14 protein-coding genes are annotated in these 16641 nt (G+C 40.3%); 2 read left to right on the forward strand and 12 right to left on the reverse strand.

Features of this window, described 5'->3' with window-relative positions; translation table 11 throughout:
* Positions 1-110: 110 nt before the first annotated feature.
* Together HMPREF2988_RS10015 and HMPREF2988_RS10020 are read right to left on the reverse strand one after the other, a co-directional pair.
* A complete protein-coding gene (locus HMPREF2988_RS10015; RefSeq protein WP_070770579.1) occupies positions 111-2816 on the reverse strand; it encodes a YhgE/Pip domain-containing protein in 2706 nt (901 codons plus the stop codon).
* Positions 2817-3123: 307 nt separating this feature from the next.
* Entirely contained in the window at positions 3124-4071 is a 948-nt protein-coding gene (locus HMPREF2988_RS10020; RefSeq protein ID WP_002315569.1) for an NADP-dependent oxidoreductase, read from the reverse strand.
* A 187-nt stretch (positions 4072-4258) separates the two neighbouring features.
* Here HMPREF2988_RS10020 and rpsN point away from each other — a divergent pair, with 187 nt between their 5' ends.
* Positions 4259-4528 carry a 30S ribosomal protein S14 gene (gene rpsN / locus HMPREF2988_RS10025; RefSeq protein ID WP_002293413.1) on the forward strand — a complete coding sequence of 90 codons (270 nt, stop codon included), beginning with the start codon at positions 4259-4261 and terminating at the stop codon, positions 4526-4528.
* A 171-nt stretch (positions 4529-4699) separates the two neighbouring features.
* Here the strand turns inward: rpsN and HMPREF2988_RS10030 are convergent, their stop codons facing one another.
* The 6 genes from HMPREF2988_RS10030 to HMPREF2988_RS10055 all read right to left on the reverse strand — a co-directional run bounded on the left by HMPREF2988_RS10030 (position 4700) and on the right by HMPREF2988_RS10055 (position 11104).
* Complete coding sequence (locus HMPREF2988_RS10030) at positions 4700-5062, reverse strand: type II toxin-antitoxin system PemK/MazF family toxin (RefSeq protein ID WP_002289874.1); 363 nt, start codon at positions 5060-5062, stop codon at positions 4700-4702.
* Positions 5063-5072: 10 nt separating this feature from the next.
* Positions 5073-6194, reverse strand: a complete 1122-nt coding sequence (gene alr / locus HMPREF2988_RS10035) for an alanine racemase (RefSeq protein WP_070770580.1) — start codon at positions 6192-6194, stop codon at positions 5073-5075.
* Between the two features lie 15 nt (positions 6195-6209).
* Positions 6210-6560 carry a holo-ACP synthase gene (gene acpS, locus HMPREF2988_RS10040; protein ID WP_002293418.1) on the reverse strand — a complete coding sequence of 117 codons (351 nt, stop codon included), beginning with the start codon at positions 6558-6560 and terminating at the stop codon, positions 6210-6212.
* A 129-nt stretch (positions 6561-6689) separates the two neighbouring features.
* Positions 6690-8201, reverse strand: coding sequence for a degradosome RNA helicase CshA (locus tag HMPREF2988_RS10045; protein ID WP_002293419.1), 1512 nt, complete (start codon positions 8199-8201; stop codon positions 6690-6692).
* Between the two features lie 321 nt (positions 8202-8522).
* Positions 8523-9875 carry a UDP-N-acetylmuramoyl-tripeptide--D-alanyl-D-alanine ligase gene (gene murF, locus HMPREF2988_RS10050; RefSeq protein ID WP_070770587.1) on the reverse strand — a complete coding sequence of 451 codons (1353 nt, stop codon included), beginning with the start codon at positions 9873-9875 and terminating at the stop codon, positions 8523-8525.
* A gap of 152 nt (positions 9876-10027) precedes the next feature.
* A complete protein-coding gene (locus tag HMPREF2988_RS10055; RefSeq protein ID WP_002293424.1) occupies positions 10028-11104 on the reverse strand; it encodes a D-alanine--D-alanine ligase in 1077 nt (358 codons plus the stop codon).
* Positions 11105-11299: 195 nt separating this feature from the next.
* On the opposite strand from HMPREF2988_RS10055, the gene HMPREF2988_RS10060 reads away from it, so the two are divergent.
* Positions 11300-13045, forward strand: a complete 1746-nt coding sequence (locus tag HMPREF2988_RS10060) for an ABC1 kinase family protein (protein ID WP_002315566.1) — start codon at positions 11300-11302, stop codon at positions 13043-13045.
* A 183-nt stretch (positions 13046-13228) separates the two neighbouring features.
* Here HMPREF2988_RS10060 and HMPREF2988_RS10065 read toward each other — a convergent pair whose 3' ends face one another.
* From HMPREF2988_RS10065 to HMPREF2988_RS10080, 4 genes are all read right to left on the reverse strand, one after another.
* On the reverse strand, positions 13229-13696 hold the full coding sequence (locus tag HMPREF2988_RS10065) for a YaiI/YqxD family protein (protein WP_002315565.1): 468 nt from the start codon (positions 13694-13696) through the stop codon (positions 13229-13231).
* Complete coding sequence (locus tag HMPREF2988_RS10070; RefSeq protein WP_070770581.1) at positions 13680-15053, reverse strand: hypothetical protein; 1374 nt, start codon at positions 15051-15053, stop codon at positions 13680-13682. Before HMPREF2988_RS10070 ends, HMPREF2988_RS10065 begins: the two co-directional genes overlap by 17 nt.
* 322 nt (positions 15054-15375) lie before the next feature.
* Positions 15376-15864, reverse strand: a complete 489-nt coding sequence (locus HMPREF2988_RS10075; protein WP_002293430.1) for a GNAT family N-acetyltransferase — start codon at positions 15862-15864, stop codon at positions 15376-15378.
* A gap of 21 nt (positions 15865-15885) precedes the next feature.
* Positions 15886-16488: a TVP38/TMEM64 family protein gene (locus tag HMPREF2988_RS10080; RefSeq protein ID WP_002293431.1), complete on the reverse strand. Its 603-nt coding sequence runs from the start codon at positions 16486-16488 to the stop codon at positions 15886-15888.
* Positions 16489-16641: the final 153 nt, after the last annotated feature.

The raw sequence follows: 16641 nt of genomic DNA on the forward strand, positions 1-16641 counted from the left end.
ATTCTTATTACTTGGTGCAGAACAGCTTTTTCACAACCTCTTGGTACACGGTGTTCCATCAGCTGACCCTCGGTATTAGCTCAAAACGCTGATCTCACACCCTCTTTTCTTTAATGAAAAATATGGCTCTCGTGCGCCGCTTCTTTGAATTTCGTCATTTTTTCTTCGATGAACGGATAGACTGCCGTTCCTACGACTCCAAAGACAACAAATAAACCGACCATGATCCAGATTGCATTCGTAGCATTTGGCCAGTAAATGCCTCCTGCAGATTCCCGCAACAAGTTTACCGCATGCGTAAATGGCAAGAACGGATTGATCATTTGGAAGAATTTTCCTGAGACTTGGATCGGATAGTTCCCGCCTCCACCAGAGATCGACAGTACTAAAATGATGATAGCGATCCCTTTACCGACATTATCGAATAATGCAGCCAAGACGTAAACGATCATCATGAACGCTAAGGCGATCAAGACAGCAAATGACACGCTGTAGACTGGATTTTGGACATCTACTCCTAGTAAGAAAATATTTCCTAATGTAACAATCAAGCTTTGCGCGATTGCCATTGTCAAGAATGTCAGCATACGAGCAACGAATTGTTCTCGTTTCGTAAAATTGTTTCGGTCTTTCTTTCCTAAATAGTATTCTGTCGTAGCAACACTTGAAAGAAGAACAGCGCCGACCCACAGACATAGTGCAGTATAAAATGGGGTGCTAGCTGAACCGTTATTTGCGATTGGATAGAGCGCATTGGTTTGCAGCTCAACAGGTTGTGTAAAGAAGTCACTTTCTTTTGTTGCATCTAGTTTCAATAATTTGATGACTTCGCCTAAATCAACTTCCTGTTCGCCTTTTCGGATCGCATCTGCTGCTTTTTGGATACCAGCTTTGATATTTGGCCAGTCATTGTTGATCAAGTCCGCAGCAGCGTTCACAGCTGTTTCGACTTCTGGCATTTTTTCATTTACTGTTGTCAATGTACCGGTGATTTCATTTTTTAGTGCGGGCCAATCATTTTGGATAAAATCAGCGGCCAACCCTAATTTTTGCTGAAGGATCGGTAATTCATTGTTGTATAGGTCTGCCCCTTCATTGATGCCATTGACGATGGTCTCCATATTGCCATTCAACATTGTATTGGCATCGTGGATTTCTTGTCCAATTGCAGGCATTTCTTTTTGATATTTTTCTAAGATTGCCACTGCATTTGTTACAGTTGCTTTTGTTGAGCTGAGAAGCGAATCAAAGTCGATCTGGTCCGCTTTGCTCAGTGCGCCTTGTGCAGTCCCAATCGTATCGATGACTTGGTCTAGTAGAGAAGTGACGGTAGAGCTGACTTGATCCGTCTTGATACCAGTAACGATACCATTAACATTTTCAGCAGCAGTTTGTACTTGTTTTAATAAATCAGTAACTCTATCCGTGTTCCCTTCTTGAACAGCTGTGTTCAAATCAGTGAGACGACTTTGCAAATCGCCTAGCAAGGGTTTCAATTGATTTAGCTGATCAATAACTGGCTGCAATTTCGTATTTCCAGCACTTGTTTGCAATTTAGTCAGGAACTCGACCAGTTTATCGATTGCATTTTGTTGTTGAGGAATACTGTTGATAAAACTGTTTAATACATTCCCGATATCTTCTTTTTCTTTTTCACTTAGTTGGTTATCTTGGACAGCTGCATTGATCGTCTCAGCTAGCGAACCCGTCGTTGTTGCCACTTGTCCAATTGACTTCAATGTAACATCTACACTGTTTGTGATGCTTGGTATCGCATCTTTCAGCTGAGAGGCACCTGATTTTGTTTGGTTTGCTAGATCACTTGCCTGGTTTTCTAAATTTTTCACATCTGGCAAGATATCTTGTACTTGTTGGATGATCGTCAAGCCTTGTTTTGCTTCGTCAATTCCTTGATTCATTGTCTCTTGGATCGAAGCAAAATCACCGTCGATCTCTGCTAGTTGTTTACCGGCATTTTGGATCTCTGGGATTTTTTCTTGCAAATCAAGGATGATTTTTGCTTGGTCTTTCAACTCAGGCATTTTGTCATTCAATGCAACGACTTTTTCGCCCATCTCATCTACTTTAGGGATGTAATCCACGAATTCATTTGCTTTATTCAGTTTTTCTTTAATGTCAGGTAGTTGACTTTGTAATTCGAGGACTTGCTTTGTGTAGCCGTCGATCGTGTCCAGATTTTCATCTGTTGATAAAATCATATCTTTGACTTTATTGATACTTACTAGGTTCGTATCGATGTCGTAACCTATTTCATTGAATACTTTCAATAAAGTCGAACTGGCTGTTTTGATAAATTCATTTGTGATTTGCGATTGGATCGAACTTGCTCCTTTATCGGTGATTTTCGGTGCAATCGCATTGATTTTTTCATTTACCGTATATTCGATTTTTGGTTTCTTGATGTCACCACTAGTAAAACTCAGCAGATCTTCTGAGAAATCCTTTGGCAGGTAAATACCTGCGTAATACTTTCCGGAACGGACTCCGTCTTCTAATTGTTCTTTTGAATCAACGAATTGCCATCCTAATTGTTTATTTTTATGAAGCGATTCGATGACTTGCTCCCCAATGGCCACTTCTTTACCTTGAAACTCTGCTGGCTTGTCTGCACTGTAAACAGCAATTGGCAGCTCTCCAGTATTTCCATATGGATCCCATAGTGCTTTAATGTTAAACCACGCATACAGCGAAGGGATGATCATGATCGCAATGATCAAAAGTGTAGCAATCGGGTTTTTGAAAATCCGTTTCCAGTCAAGCAAATATAAACGAAGTGTATTTTTGATTGACTGCATAGTTCTCCCCCTTCTTCTTTTTTCAGCTGAATTACTTTACCATGTATTTCATACTTTTTTCAATCGGCTTTTTTCAAAAAAGTCGAATTTTTGGACATATCACGGCAATTGTCTCATTGTAATCTCTTACATATTGAGAAATAATTAAGGATTACAGCCTTTACTTTATCATGAAATAAAAGGGAAAGATAATTTTATGCCAAAGTTTTTATCTATTATACGTATACGCAAAAAAGCTAAAACACTTTTTTGGTCTTTGCCCCTACAAAAATGTTTCAGCTTTTTTCATTTTTTATTCCTATATTTCTTACTTTTCGAATGACAAAATGATTTTCCCAGCAGGAGGATGCCCTTCAACTTGCTGATGTGCTTGGATGACATGTGCAAGGGAAGCAGACAGATTCATTGAAATAAAAATATGAAAGGCACCTTTTTGATAGGCTTTGATTATGCCAGCAAAGGCTTCTGCATCTTGATATTCCTTTCTTGGAACAAATGATTCATAAAAGCCTTCCTTTTTTTGCCGCAAATCTAGGTCTGGGAGGTCATTTAATGCAACATATCTCCCACCTGGTTTCAGGATCTGGATGCCGGTTTCTCCTTTGATGCTTCCTTTCGTGGCATCAATCACAAGGTCTGCTTGATCAGCAAATTGCATACCTGGGTCTGTTTTATCATAAGCAGCAAATGCTGAAGCTCCTAGTTTCCTTACTTTTTCTTCGTTTTTACTAGAGGCACTGGTTAAGACTTGGATGCCCTTTTCGTGGAGAAGCTGGATCAGACTAGACCCGACCGCACCTGATGCACCTAGAACCATCACTGTATCTGTCGGCTGGATTTCCGTCAAATGATTGATTAGATTGTACGCCGTAATCCCTGGTGTGACCATTCCGGCTGCTTCTTCCCAACTCATTTCATCTGGAATTTTTACTGCTTTTGCTGATGGCAGTACGACTTCTTCTCCGTAAGTCCCGCCGACTGCATGGACAGCTACTCGATCACCTACATGAACAGTTGTGACATCTGAACCAATCTCTGTCACGATACCAGCGCCATCATTACCTAGTACATAAGGGAATTTCAATGTTCGTATCTCTTTCATCTCTCCTGAACGCAAGGCAACATCATACGGATTCACGCTGAATGCTTTTATTTCTACACGAATATGTCCGGAATCGACTTCTCTGGGTTGAGCATCGATTTCTTCAAAAACATCTTGCGCTTCTCCGTAACCGTTAATTGCAAATCTTCGCATGGTTACCATCTCCCTTTTTCTTTAAGTTTACGTTCATGCCTTTATTTTGACAAAAAAAATGTCTTTTCGATTTGGAACATGATCCAAAACAAAATAGTTGTTTTTTTTCGCGTATCGTGTTAAATTATTCATCTAAAAGCGTAAAGATTACGATTTACGCTAATAAAAAAATTGGAGGAATTTGTTGATGGCTAAAAAATCAAAGATTGCCAAAGCAAAAAAACAGCAAGAAACGATTGAACGCTATGCTGCTTTACGTCAGGAATTAAAAGCGCAAAAAGATTATGAAGGCTTGCGTAAACTTCCTTTAGATGCTCGTCCAGAACGGTTGAAAAATCGCGATCTAATCGATGGACGACCTCGCGGATACATGCGTAAATTCGGGATGTCCCGTATAAAATTCCGTGAGTTAGCACATAAAGGTTTGATTCCAGGAGTAAAAAAAGCCAGCTGGTAGTCCAAGTCTGGCTGTAAAGGAGGAGGGCGCATGGACCACTCCTTGGATCATCAAAAAAGATACGTTCGCTTCTTCTAGCAGAAATGCTGGTACTAGAAGCGGACGTATCTTTTTTTACGCACAGTTGGTCCTTTTTTTATATGTAAAGGCTGCATGGTTACTTCGCTATACTTATTTAGTAACAGGAGTGAGTGCCTCAATGCCCACACTAATTTTTAATGCTCGGTCAACTTCTGCCATAATTGGACGATCCAAATGGCAGACTTTTTCTTTCAATCTTGATTTATCGATCGTTCTGATCTGCTCCAACAGGATAACGGAGTCTCTTTCTATTCCTGTTCCAGTAGCTTTGATCCCAATGTGAGTCGGAAGCTTAGGCTTAGCCATTTTTGCCGTTATAGCCGCAACAATGATCGTCGGGCTGAAATGGTTACCTAGATTATTTTGAATAACCAAAACTGGACGTGTTCCGCCTTGCTCCGATCCCACGACTGGAGAAAGATCAGCAAAATAAATATCTCCTCTTTTTACCATAGGATCCTCCTTATTCTTGATATTCTCTTGGTATCCGCTGTCCTAATCCGCATGCCACTTCATAGTGGATCGTACCTAATTGATCTGCTACATCTTGCATAGTGATTTCTTTGTCTGCATTTTTGCCGATAAGCGTCACTTTTGTTCCGACCGGAAATTCTTGAGGCAATCGGATCATCAGTTGATCCATACATACACGTCCAATCGTTTCACAATAGTTTCCTTCTACCAATAAAGAAAAACCTTGCATCTTTCGTAGCCAGCCATCTGCATAACCGATCGGTATCGTTCCGATCCATTCTGCTTCAGGAGTGATATATGTTTCCCCGTAGCCGATTCCTTCACCTGCTGGGAGTTTTTTGACTTGGATCAATTCAGAAACCAGTTCAAGCGCTGGCTGTAACGGATAAACTTCCGGAAGTGCATGCCCAGATGGGTTCAGTCCATACATTGCTACTCCATAACGAATCATATTGCCGATTGTTTCATCATGCCATAAAGCCGTTGCACTGTTACTGACATGCACATATCGAGGAAGTTCAGGAAGTTTTTTTAGCACTTCCATAAAGCGTTCCTTTTGCAGGTTCCAATACGTATCATCTGCTTGATCTGCTGTAGAAAAATGAGTAAATAATCCTTCCCATTCTAATACACGACTTTCTCTGATGAATGCAGCTGCCTCTTTTACTTCTTCAGGTGTACAAAAACCGATACGCCCCATCCCAGTATCTGCTTTTAAATGGATCAAAAGAGGCATCTCTAGCTTACTTTCCTCTAAAATAGCAGCTGCTGCCTGCAACCATTCCCGTGTACCTGCAGTTACTGACAAATCATGAGCAACAGCTAAAGCCAGTGCGTCGTAAGGAACCATGTTCAAGATAAGGATGGGCTGAGTAAATCCAGCTTCTCTCAACTCGACTCCTTCATCTAAATTTGAAACACAAAAACCCGAAGCTCCACCAGCAACTGCTGCTTCAGCTGTCTCTACAGCTCCATGACCGTATCCGTTTGCTTTTACTACTGCAAACAATTCTTTCCCTTGCGGAAGTCTTGCCACTTCATTTGCTACATTTTCAGTTATAGCTTTTTTATGTATCACTGCTTTCGTTGGGCGGTGCCAAGCGACAACCATCATTTTTCCTTCTTTCTAGTCTTCCAAAATAATTTGTGCAAAAGCTGTTTCATTTGTGTGAGTAATACTGACCCATACATTGCCTTCATGAGGGGAACGCGTAACAACGGGCTGACCGTTTTCATTTTTTAAAATCTCGATATCTTGAAAGGTAACTTTCCCGATCCCCGTTCCCCAAGCTTTAGAGAAAGCTTCTTTACAGGCGTAACGCCCGCCTAAAAATTCTACTTGGCGATGAAAAGGCAAGGACTGGAACAGTTTCGTTTCTTCAGAGGTCAAGATTCGTGCAATGAATTTTGGTTTTTCTTCGATCAGCCGAGTGATCCTAGACAATTCGACTGCATCGATCCCAATTCCTTTTATCATATGCTTTTCTCTTTTCAATAAATTTAGAACACTCTCATTCTACCAAATTATAACCATTTTGCCACAAATAAGTCCACAAATAACAAAAATGAAAGTTTCTCTTAAAACAGAGAAACTTTCATTTTAGGTTTAATCGTTATTTGAACGGATCACAAATCCGCGTTTTTTATCATTGTGACGTTTACCGCCATCTTTTTGGCTGTTATTATTTTTGCTATAACCGCCTTTTGATTTGTTTCCACGATAATTCCCGCCGTCACGACGATTACGGTTGTTTCCGCCGCCACGTTTGCCATTTTTGTTGTATCCTTTTTTCTGCATTGGCAATGGACGTTCTGGTGTGATCTTCACTGGTACTGCATCAGCTGGATCTTTTGCTGTCGTTTTCAGCAGTAATGCAACCAAATCTTGTGCAGAATATTCTTCTAATAATTTATCTGCTGTTTGCAGGTATTTATCTAGACCGTTTTCTGCAAGTTTTGTTTCGATTTGTTCAACTGCAGCACCTAATTGACCTTTGAATGCTTCTTTTTCAGTTGGCGGACGTAAAGTCGTCATCCGTTTTTTCGTCAAGTTTTCGATCACATGCAAGTAGTCCATTTCATTTGGTGTAACGAAAGTCACAGACATACCGCCTTTTCCGGCACGACCTGTACGTCCGATACGGTGAACGTAGCTTTCTGGATCTTGAGGGATATCATAGTTGTACACATGAGTGACACCTGAGATATCTAATCCACGTGCGGCAACGTCTGTCGCTACAAGGATATCTAAATGACCGTTCTTGAATGAACGCAATACGCTCATCCGTTTTTGTTGAGACAAATCGCCATGGATTCCTTCTGCACGATAACCACGTGCTTCTAATCCGCGTGCCAATTCATCTACGCGGCGTTTTGTACGTCCGAAGACGATTGTTAGTTCCGGTGTTTGAACATCAAACAAGCGAGTCATGATATCAAATTTTTCGTATTCTTTTGCGCGGACATAGTATTGATCGATCAAGTCAGCTGTCATTTCTTTCGCTTTGATCTTCACATGATGTGGACTTTTCATGAATTTAACGCCGATATTCTTGATGGCTGGCGGCATTGTTGCTGAGAAAAGTAATGTTTGTCTTTGCTCAGGAACTTGAGAAATGATTTTTTCGATATCTTCCAAGAAGCCCATATTCAACATTTCATCTGCTTCATCCAAGACTAATGTTTGAACAGTTCCAAGCTTCAATGTATGGCGGTTGATGTGGTCAAGCATACGTCCTGGTGTACCCACAACGATATGTGGACGATCTTTCAAGCCACGGATCTGACGGCCAATATCTGCTCCACCGTAGACGGCTTGCACACGCACTTTTTTGTCGCGCCCTAAACGATATAGTTCTTCTTGTGTTTGGATAGCTAATTCACGTGTTGGTGCGATAACCAGACCTTGTAATTCGTGACGATCTGGATCGATTTTTTCTAACATTGGTAATCCAAATGCAGCTGTTTTCCCTGTACCTGTCTGTGCTTGTCCAATAACGTCTTTTCCAGCTAATGCTAGCGGAATCGTTTCTGCTTGGATAGGTGTTGCTTCTTCAAAACCAGCGCGTTCGACTGATTTCAACAATTCTGGTGATAATTCTAGTTCTTTAAATTTCAAATGAATCCTCCTATATAGTTGTTAACTGAGGATGTAGCTTTTTTGCTACCCCGTCGATTTGTTCGGTCAAAGTGTATTGTTTCTTTTTGACAGTGGCCACGCACGTTTTTACCCATTCTTAGCCCCTGTGGCACCACCGAAAAATCACTTTGCGAAGTTTAGGCATTAGAAAAGCCAAACGGGTCGCGTTCAGCTTTATCATGATTATGACATCTGGTTTCGACAAGTTGCTTCCATGGCAAAACCAGTCCAATTTCTCTTCATCTTTCGGCAATAGGTTATTCTAACATAGCTTTTCATTTTCTGCAAGTTTACAGATTTTTATTTCATTTGCTGAAGCTGTTCTACTACTTCGAATAAGCCCATGCTGTTGCTGCCTTTCAGCATAATACTGTCTGTTGATTCAAGAGTTTGTTTGACAGCTTCAATCAATTTATTCTTTTCTTTTTCAAAATAGAACACAGGTAGTTGCGGATATTTTTGATTCAAGTCTTCTTTTAATGCATGCATTTGTTCCCCGTACAAGAAAATCATGGCAAATTTCTCAGGATCGATATGTTCACTCATTTGCGCATGCATGTTTAATGAATCTTTCCCTAATTCCAGCATATCTGCTAACACAGCGATTCTGCGCCCTTTTGTTGGCAGATTTTTAAAAGTATCTAATACTAGTCCCATGGCTGTTGGATTTGCATTGTAGACATCGCTCAAAATAGCTGCACCATTTCCTGCCGTTAGCCATTCAGTTCTATTTTGTGTGATAGAAACATGAGCGAGCCCTTGGCGTATCTCAGGTATGGACAGTCCAAAGAAGCGCCCGATCGTATACGCAATCAAAGCATTCGTTACATTATAACTTCCAGGCAGCGGGATCGTAAATGTTTCTCCTTCTACTACAAAATCGGTTTGCGCTTTTCCTTCTGCTGTCACTTCTGCATGAACATCGCCATTTCCAATACCGAATGTTGTGACTGTTTGTACTAATGTTGCCGTTAAAGGTGTCAGCAACGGTTCATCTGCGGGCACAACGAGTAATCCGTCTGGTACAAGTCCGTCAGTGATTTCCATTTTGGCTTTAGCGATTCCTTCTCGCGACCCAAGATTTTCTATGTGTGCTTCACCGATCATTGTGATTGCTGCAGCTTTTGGTTGAGCCATAAGTGAAAGTTCTGTGATTTCATTGGCGTGATCCATGCCCATTTCCAAAACGATTTTTTCTGTATCTTGCGGCATGTGCAAAATCGTGTAAGGAAGACCAATATTATTGTTGTAATTTCCTTGCGTCTTATATGTTTTGTATTTTTCAGACAAGACAGACGCGGTTAGATCTTTCGTGGTGGTTTTACCATTGCTTCCTGTAATTGCAACGACTTCTGCGCCTACTTTTTCCAAGTAATAGGTTGCCAATTGCTGCATGGCTTTCAAAGGATCTGCTACAGGGATAACTGGAAAATCTTTTGGTGCTTGTTCAACAGGCAAGCTCCAAAATGAAGCAGATGCGCCGTTTGTGATCGCTTGCTGGATAAATTCATGTCCATCTCGCGTACCGGCAAGAGGAACGAATAAACTTCCTTCGGTTATCTTCCGGCTGTCAAATTCGACATTGGTAATCTTTGTCAGTGCAGAGCATTCGCTGCCCACGGCTTGTGCAATTTCTTGTATTGTTAGATTCATTGAGATCTCTCCTAAAAAAGGTTGTGAAAAAAGCGTTTGGCCTAAACGGCGGGTTCGCATGACTCTCACTTCCAAGTAAATTTCTCTATTCGTATTTAGAAGCTAGAATGAACGCGGTTACGCAATCACTCCAGCTTCTTCTTTATTTCTCTTTATTCATTTTTTTCAAAAAAAGATTGACGCTGATGGTATCGATTCATTCCTAATTGAATCAGTTCTTCAATCAAATCACCGTATTTCAAGCCCATGTTTTCCCATAAGAGTGGGTACATACTGAACTCCGTAAATCCTGGCATAGAATTTAATTCATTCAGGAATAATTCATTTTTATTTGTCAAAAAGAAATCACACCGGCTCAATCCGCTTCCGCCTAACATCGTGTAAGCTAACTTCGCGTACTCTTGCGCTTTTTGATAAACTTCTTCCGGCACTTCGGCTGGAATCTGCATTTCGATTTTATTATTGATATATTTGGCTTCATAATCATAGAATGCTACGTCTTTTACGACTTCACCAGGCAAAGTCGTCCGAACATCTTCATTTCCTAATACAGCAACTTCGATTTCGCGCGCTTCAATTCCTTGTTCAACGATTGCTCGAGAATCATACTGATAGGCTGTTGCTAAAGCATTTTGCAATTCTTCGCGGTTTTCTGCTTTTGTAATACCGACACTAGAACCCATATTCGCCGGTTTGACAAACATCGGATAAAGCAAAGAACCTTCACATTGATCAAATACTTTTTTAGGATTTTCTTTCCATTGATTCTTAAGTACTGGTACATAAGGAACTTGTGGCACACCAGCAGCTTGTAAAATATATTTGGTCATGATTTTATCCATGGCACATGCACTGGTCAATACGCCTGCGCCGACATAAGGCATATTCAATGTCTCTAAGAAGCCTTGGATCGTTCCATCTTCTCCGTTTGGCCCATGTAAAACTGGAAAAACGATGGCTCCTTCTTCTTTGATTTCGCCCGGATTGATCACTTTTCCTGTAAAGCCTTCCTCTGTCTGTCCACTTGGGTCCCATGAAAGATGCAAGACATCTTTGCTGGCAGGTTTTTCTGTTAGTAATGGACCTTTGACCCATTGTCCTTCTTTTGTAATAAATACGAGTTGAACTTGGTAATAATTATAATAAATGGCATTTAAAACTGAAAATGCGGAAAGAATGGACACTTCATGCTCTGCGCTGCGTCCGCCATATAGTAAAGTAATCTTCAAAAGATTGTCCTCCTGTATTCTAAATCGTTCAGTGATTTACTCTCATATTTTAGCACAAAACAAAAATAAACGAATAACTTATTTATAAAAAAACGAGTTGGTTTCTAAAAGAACAAACGTCATTTATTTTTTGTCAGCTAGATTATTTGTCCCGTTTTTTATAAAAAGTTATGATAAAGGAAAGGAGGGATGATGATGGCGCAAACAAATCCACGCAGCCGCTTGGCAGAAATCATTCGAGTGTTCATCAACTACAATGTAGTGCCAAACTTTGTACAGCAAAAAAATCCCGAACAGGTAAAAAAAGCCTTTGAAGAATTAGGACCCACCTTCATCAAGATAGGACAGATGCTTTCTGTTCGGGAGGACTTGCTTTCCTCTGCCTTCACTCAGACATTCAAAACATTACAAGATAGTGTACCTAGCGACACATTTTCAACGGTCAAAAAGACGATCGAAACGGAACTTTCTCTTTCGGTATCAGATATATTCGATGATTTTTCCAAATCGCCTTTTGCCTCCGCTTCTATGGGACAGGCTCACCGTGCCAAGCTGAAAAGCGGTGACGCGGTAGTTGTTAAGATCCAACACCCTAACATTGCCGAAGAGATCCGCCTTGATCTTCAACTATTTGAGCGTGCAATCCCTTTGATCAAATACATTCCTGAAACTAGCGTAGTTGATCTAAAAGGGGTACTCCAAGAAGTAAAACGTTCCTTGATCAATGAAATGGACTTCTTAAAAGAAAGTCAAAATGGCGAACAATTCTATCAAAAGAACAATGGCTGGAAAGAGATCCGCAGCCCCAAAATTTATGACGCTTTTTGTTCGAAAAAAGTAATCGTGATGGAAGAAATGTCTGGTAAAAACTTGAATCATTTGATGAATGCCGAAAACGGAACAGAAACTTTTATCACCGGTATTCAAAACAAGCAGCTGAAACAAGAAGTTGCAAAGCTTTTAGTTGAGAACTTTATGAAACAGGTGTTTGATGATGGTTTTTTCCATGCTGATCCTCATCCGGGGAATTTGCTGTTCCATGTGCTAACAAAAGAAGAACAGACACGAGCTCGCCGAACAGCTGAAACAGTTCATGAAAAAGAGTTCGGTCCCTTTGCTTTTCGAGCCTCTACTTCTACAGAAGACCCTGTTGCGCCATATACGGTCAACTACATTGATTTTGGCATGATGGGGCATCTTTCTGCAGGTCTTAGGCAAAAGCTCACACAAGCCGTTTTAGCGCTGTATACGAAAGATGCTTATCGAATCGAAAAAGCGGTCCTTCGACTTTGTCAGCAGGAAGGCTTATTTGATGAAAGTCGGTTTCACCAAGAACTGACAAGTTTTCTTGAACAATATTATGATTCCCCTATTGATGAAATCAACTTGCAAGAAGTATTCGCACAAGTCGTGATGATCTGTCATCAAAATAATCTGCAGTTCGACCGTGATATCACGCTTTTGCTGAAAGCATTCGGGACATTAGAAGGGGTAATCCGTGTCCTTGACCCTGAAGTTTCCCTCATGGAAGTTGCTTCGCCTTTTGCCCAACATTACTTTCTCACCCATTTGGATGTAGAAGATACATTGAAACAAAGTGGATTAGATCTATTAGAAGGAATGAAGGCTGCGCCTAAGATTCCACAACAGCTCCATCATCTATTAGAAATGTGGACTTCGGGACAAGGAAAAGTCAATTTGGAATTAAAAAAGCAAGACAAATTATTGAACAGGATCGAAAGTATGATCAATCGGCTTGTTTTCGGTATGATTTTAGCTGCATTGATCGTAGGATCTTCCCTCCTTGTCCAAGCTGCACCTGTAGAAAACGCAGAGGTCGTTTCCTTATTAGGGATATTTACGTATGCTATTGCCGCATTTGTCATTATTTTTTTAGCAATCGATGCATTGATCCAAATGTATAAGAAGAGGAAAAAGTAGAAAAAAGTTGGGAGAAAGCTGTTCTGCCTCAAGCAATAAGAACGACCAAATAAAAATAACTCCTCCTATTTTACCGTTTTTTGAGCGAGTACCGAAGAACAACAAAAAAAGGAACAAGGAATCCATTTATCCTGTTTCCCTGTTCCTTTTTTGATGTATTCGCGCACAAGCAAACTACCTTCGTTACCTACTATCTTCTGTACTTGGTAAACCTTGGTCAATTGCCTTTTTCAACGCTTGACGAAAAGCCGTATGATCTTTCTCCGTAAAGGGTTTTGGACCCTTTGTCCTTATGCCAGCTTTTCTTAACTTCCCACTATGGTAACGTTGTTCGAGAAGCGTACCGATATTCGCTTCGTCAAATTCTTTTCCAGAGTGATGGAACACTCGCACACCCTTCGGCAATACAAGTGAAGCTAAACCATAATCTTGCGTGATCAAAAAATCATTCTTCTTAACCATACCGACGATTTTATAATCTGCACTATCAGCTCCACGGTCTACGTAGACGATTTGGACATGATTAGCGTATTCTTTGGTCGTATAATGATCTACACTGGTTACGATAATCACGTCGAGACCATAGGATTCTCCTAACTTTATGACGTCGTCTTTTACTGGAGAACCATCCCCATCAATGAATAGCCTCATTCTTTTTCGCCTTCTTCCATAAATGATATACAGTCACCAATCCGCTCATTAAGAGACCGACATTGATCCATTTGGCTAAAATAAGCAGTTGCGCACTTGCTATCGGCACTGCTCCATGGTTCAGCATGATCAGTAGTAGATGGATTGGCTCTCCCATTTCTTTTGCTAAAATAAACAAAAGCGTCATCAATAAAAACTGGTGGATCACACTTCCTTTATTTTGAGTAGTGTATTTGGCAATAATCCGACGATCCATTGGAATAGCTACATCGGTTTGATAGTATTCCTTATTTAGCCAACTGCCTGTTACTACGTGCCAGAAACTAAGCAGAAAGACACCTATCGCAAAACCATTCGGAATCAAGAGGACCAACAAAGAAGAACTCAGTCCAAGCAATTGCGTAGCCAATGGAGACCATGATAAACGTTTCAAAATCAATGGTCCGACTATTTTTGCTGCAATCAAACCGGCAGCATAAGGAAAATACATATAAAACGGAAGTTTCTCTAATCCGTACAGTATGCCAACATAAAAACTGCTAAACAAAAAAAGAAAATTCCCTAGCATTCCGTTTAGAAAAGTAAACAGATTCAGCCAACTTGGCAACTTCCATTCCTTCTTCTGGTGGCCTAAGACGAACACGAACACAATGAACAACACCAAGAAACCATAAACAGCAAGATCAAAAAGCCTTTCATCGAATAACAATCGGGCATTTCTCAAAAGAAACAATAAGCCAAAGAACACCAAAAATAAAACAAGCTCCCGCGTAGCCACTAGGTTTCTTTTAATATCTTTGAAATCCAGTTCGTAACGCGGATAATGACTGACCGTATGGTAGGCCATGACGTAAAAAAGTGTATAAATCGTAAAGCTTGCTGCAATCTGAGTCGGTGCAGGCAGTCCGATCGCTTGATAGAGGAGAAATAGCCAGATAGCTGCAAATAAGTATTTTTTCCCATCCATATTGATAAAGCCTTGCGTCTTCTCATGGAAATTGACCGTGATATTAGCAGGTACAAGCCATGCTGCACTCAGCCCTAGAAGAACACTTGAAAAATAAAACAAAGGAAAATAAAATACGCCTAGTATTCCAAGTAATGAACCAGTACCACCCATCAGCAGAGCGATCATCAGCAACGTGTAACTATCTAGACCAAATCGTAGACTATTGACTAAAAACAGCCCAGTCATCCGAAAGGCATAAAACAGCGTAAATGGCAAAATTGTCAGCCAATTATGCGAATCTGTTATTCCCAAAAATAAAAGATAAGGAATCAAAATAACCGTATTGCTTAAGATAAAGGGCGTTGTTTGCGTAAAATTGCGCCCAAATCGTTTGAGTTTTTCGAACATGACAATGGCTCCCTTAAACAGTCTTATAACTAATCTGCTCTTCGATTTTAGCATTAAAGGGAAAATAAACCAATTTTACAGAATATATTCTTGTAAAAAAAAATGCGGAAAGAAGCATAAGCTTCTTTCCGCATTTTTGCGGTACTTGATTACTCAAGCAGACAAGCCCTTCTCCACAAAAGTCTTGCCCGACACCCCTGCATCCGGCAGGTGATAAAGATAGAAATCAATTATCCTGTGCCTCCAAAATCAATTAGGAGCTCTGTAAACCAGAGTCCTTCTCGACCCGTCGCATGAAGTTACTTTAACACAGTTCCTAAGATTATGCGAGAGCTTTTTTCATTTTATAATCGACCATTTGAAATCCTTGACCGATATCTGAAACAAGTTCTTCTGTAATCTCAAACCCTTCATGCTTATAAACCTCGATTGCTTGGTGATTTCCCTGGTTCACTCGTAAAAAAATCTCTTTTTCCTTTGTTTGCGCAGCAAGTTCTTCATACCAGCGAAAAACCGAAGAAGTCAATCCTTGGCCACGGGCTTTATTCAGCAAATATAATTTACTTAAATAGATTTTACCTTTTATCTCTTCATAAGCAGTGTAACCGACAGTCTTCCCTTCACTTTTTAATAAAAAATAAGAAACGCCTTCTGCCAGTTCTTTTTGGATCTGCTTTTTTGACTGATAAGTTTTCAGCATATAATCGACTTGCTTTTGACCAATAATTGGTACAAAAGCTTCCGGCCATACTTCTTGAATGACTGCCATCAGCTCATCCAGTTCATTTTCTGTTACTTTTATTTTTTCCATACACCCACGTCCTTTTTTACATTATAAATGACCTTGCGCTTGATGGAATAAAAAGAGCATGATCATACTGTACACACCTACCGACCACGGCTTCAAGAAAATCACGATCTGCATAAACTCTCTAAAAGATAATTTCGTCAAACCAGCTACTAGACAGATCAAGTCGTCTGGCGCAAAGGGAAGCAGCAAGGTAACGACTAATACTTTTTTGATATCTTTCGTTTTTCTTGTCAGCAATTCATCAAATTTTTGATACTTTTTTGGCGATAAAATAAGCTGGACAAAGGCTACGCCATAGTAACGGACAAGCAAAAATCCGATTGCTTCCCCAATCACTAGACCAATACAACTATATAAAAGCCCAAATCCATTGCCAAACATCAGCATGCCAGCTACCGAAGAAATCCCTCCCGGCAAAATAGGAATGATCACTTGGATCACTTGCAGCAGAACAAATACTATCACTGCATACTTGCCGAATTCCTGGATAAACGCTTGCAAAGACGTGCTTGAACGAAAAATCCCATGATGATAAGCATAGAGAATCAACACAAAGAAAAACAACAGACCGATGATTGGCATGATCTGAAGACATTTTTGTAAAACTGATGCTTTTTTAGACATCTTTCTTCCTCATATCTTTTTTCATTTGCTAAAACTGCCTCCTTAGGGGGTGATGCAAAAGTAGCTTCTTCGGAAAATTCCTTCTTATTTATTGAAGCTGACTACTTCTGACACAACCTCTTGTTAAACGGTGTTCAAAAGCTTGCATCTACG

The sequence above is a fragment of the Enterococcus sp. HMSC061C05 genome, from assembly GCF_001814765.1.
GTDB lineage: Bacteria > Bacillota > Bacilli > Lactobacillales > Enterococcaceae > Enterococcus_B > Enterococcus_B lactis.

Coding starts and splice junctions, on each gene's coding strand:
- HMPREF2988_RS10015 (WP_070770579.1), bottom strand. CDS start 2,816: ATGCAGTCAATCAAAAATACACTTCGTTTATATTTGCTTGACTGGAAA.
- HMPREF2988_RS10020 (WP_002315569.1), bottom strand. CDS start 4,071: ATGCGAAGATTTGCAATTAACGGTTACGGAGAAGCGCAAGATGTTTTT.
- rpsN (WP_002293413.1), top strand. CDS start 4,259: ATGGCTAAAAAATCAAAGATTGCCAAAGCAAAAAAACAGCAAGAAACG.
- HMPREF2988_RS10030 (WP_002289874.1), bottom strand. CDS start 5,062: ATGGTAAAAAGAGGAGATATTTATTTTGCTGATCTTTCTCCAGTCGTG.
- alr (WP_070770580.1), bottom strand. CDS start 6,194: ATGGTTGTCGCTTGGCACCGCCCAACGAAAGCAGTGATACATAAAAAA.
- acpS (WP_002293418.1), bottom strand. CDS start 6,560: ATGATAAAAGGAATTGGGATCGATGCAGTCGAATTGTCTAGGATCACT.
- murF (WP_070770587.1), bottom strand. CDS start 9,875: ATGAATCTAACAATACAAGAAATTGCACAAGCCGTGGGCAGCGAATGC.
- HMPREF2988_RS10060 (WP_002315566.1), top strand. CDS start 11,300: ATGGCGCAAACAAATCCACGCAGCCGCTTGGCAGAAATCATTCGAGTG.
- HMPREF2988_RS10065 (WP_002315565.1), bottom strand. CDS start 13,696: ATGAGGCTATTCATTGATGGGGATGGTTCTCCAGTAAAAGACGACGTC.
- HMPREF2988_RS10070 (WP_070770581.1), bottom strand. CDS start 15,053: ATGTTCGAAAAACTCAAACGATTTGGGCGCAATTTTACGCAAACAACG.
- HMPREF2988_RS10075 (WP_002293430.1), bottom strand. CDS start 15,864: ATGGAAAAAATAAAAGTAACAGAAAATGAACTGGATGAGCTGATGGCA.
- HMPREF2988_RS10080 (WP_002293431.1), bottom strand. CDS start 16,488: ATGTCTAAAAAAGCATCAGTTTTACAAAAATGTCTTCAGATCATGCCA.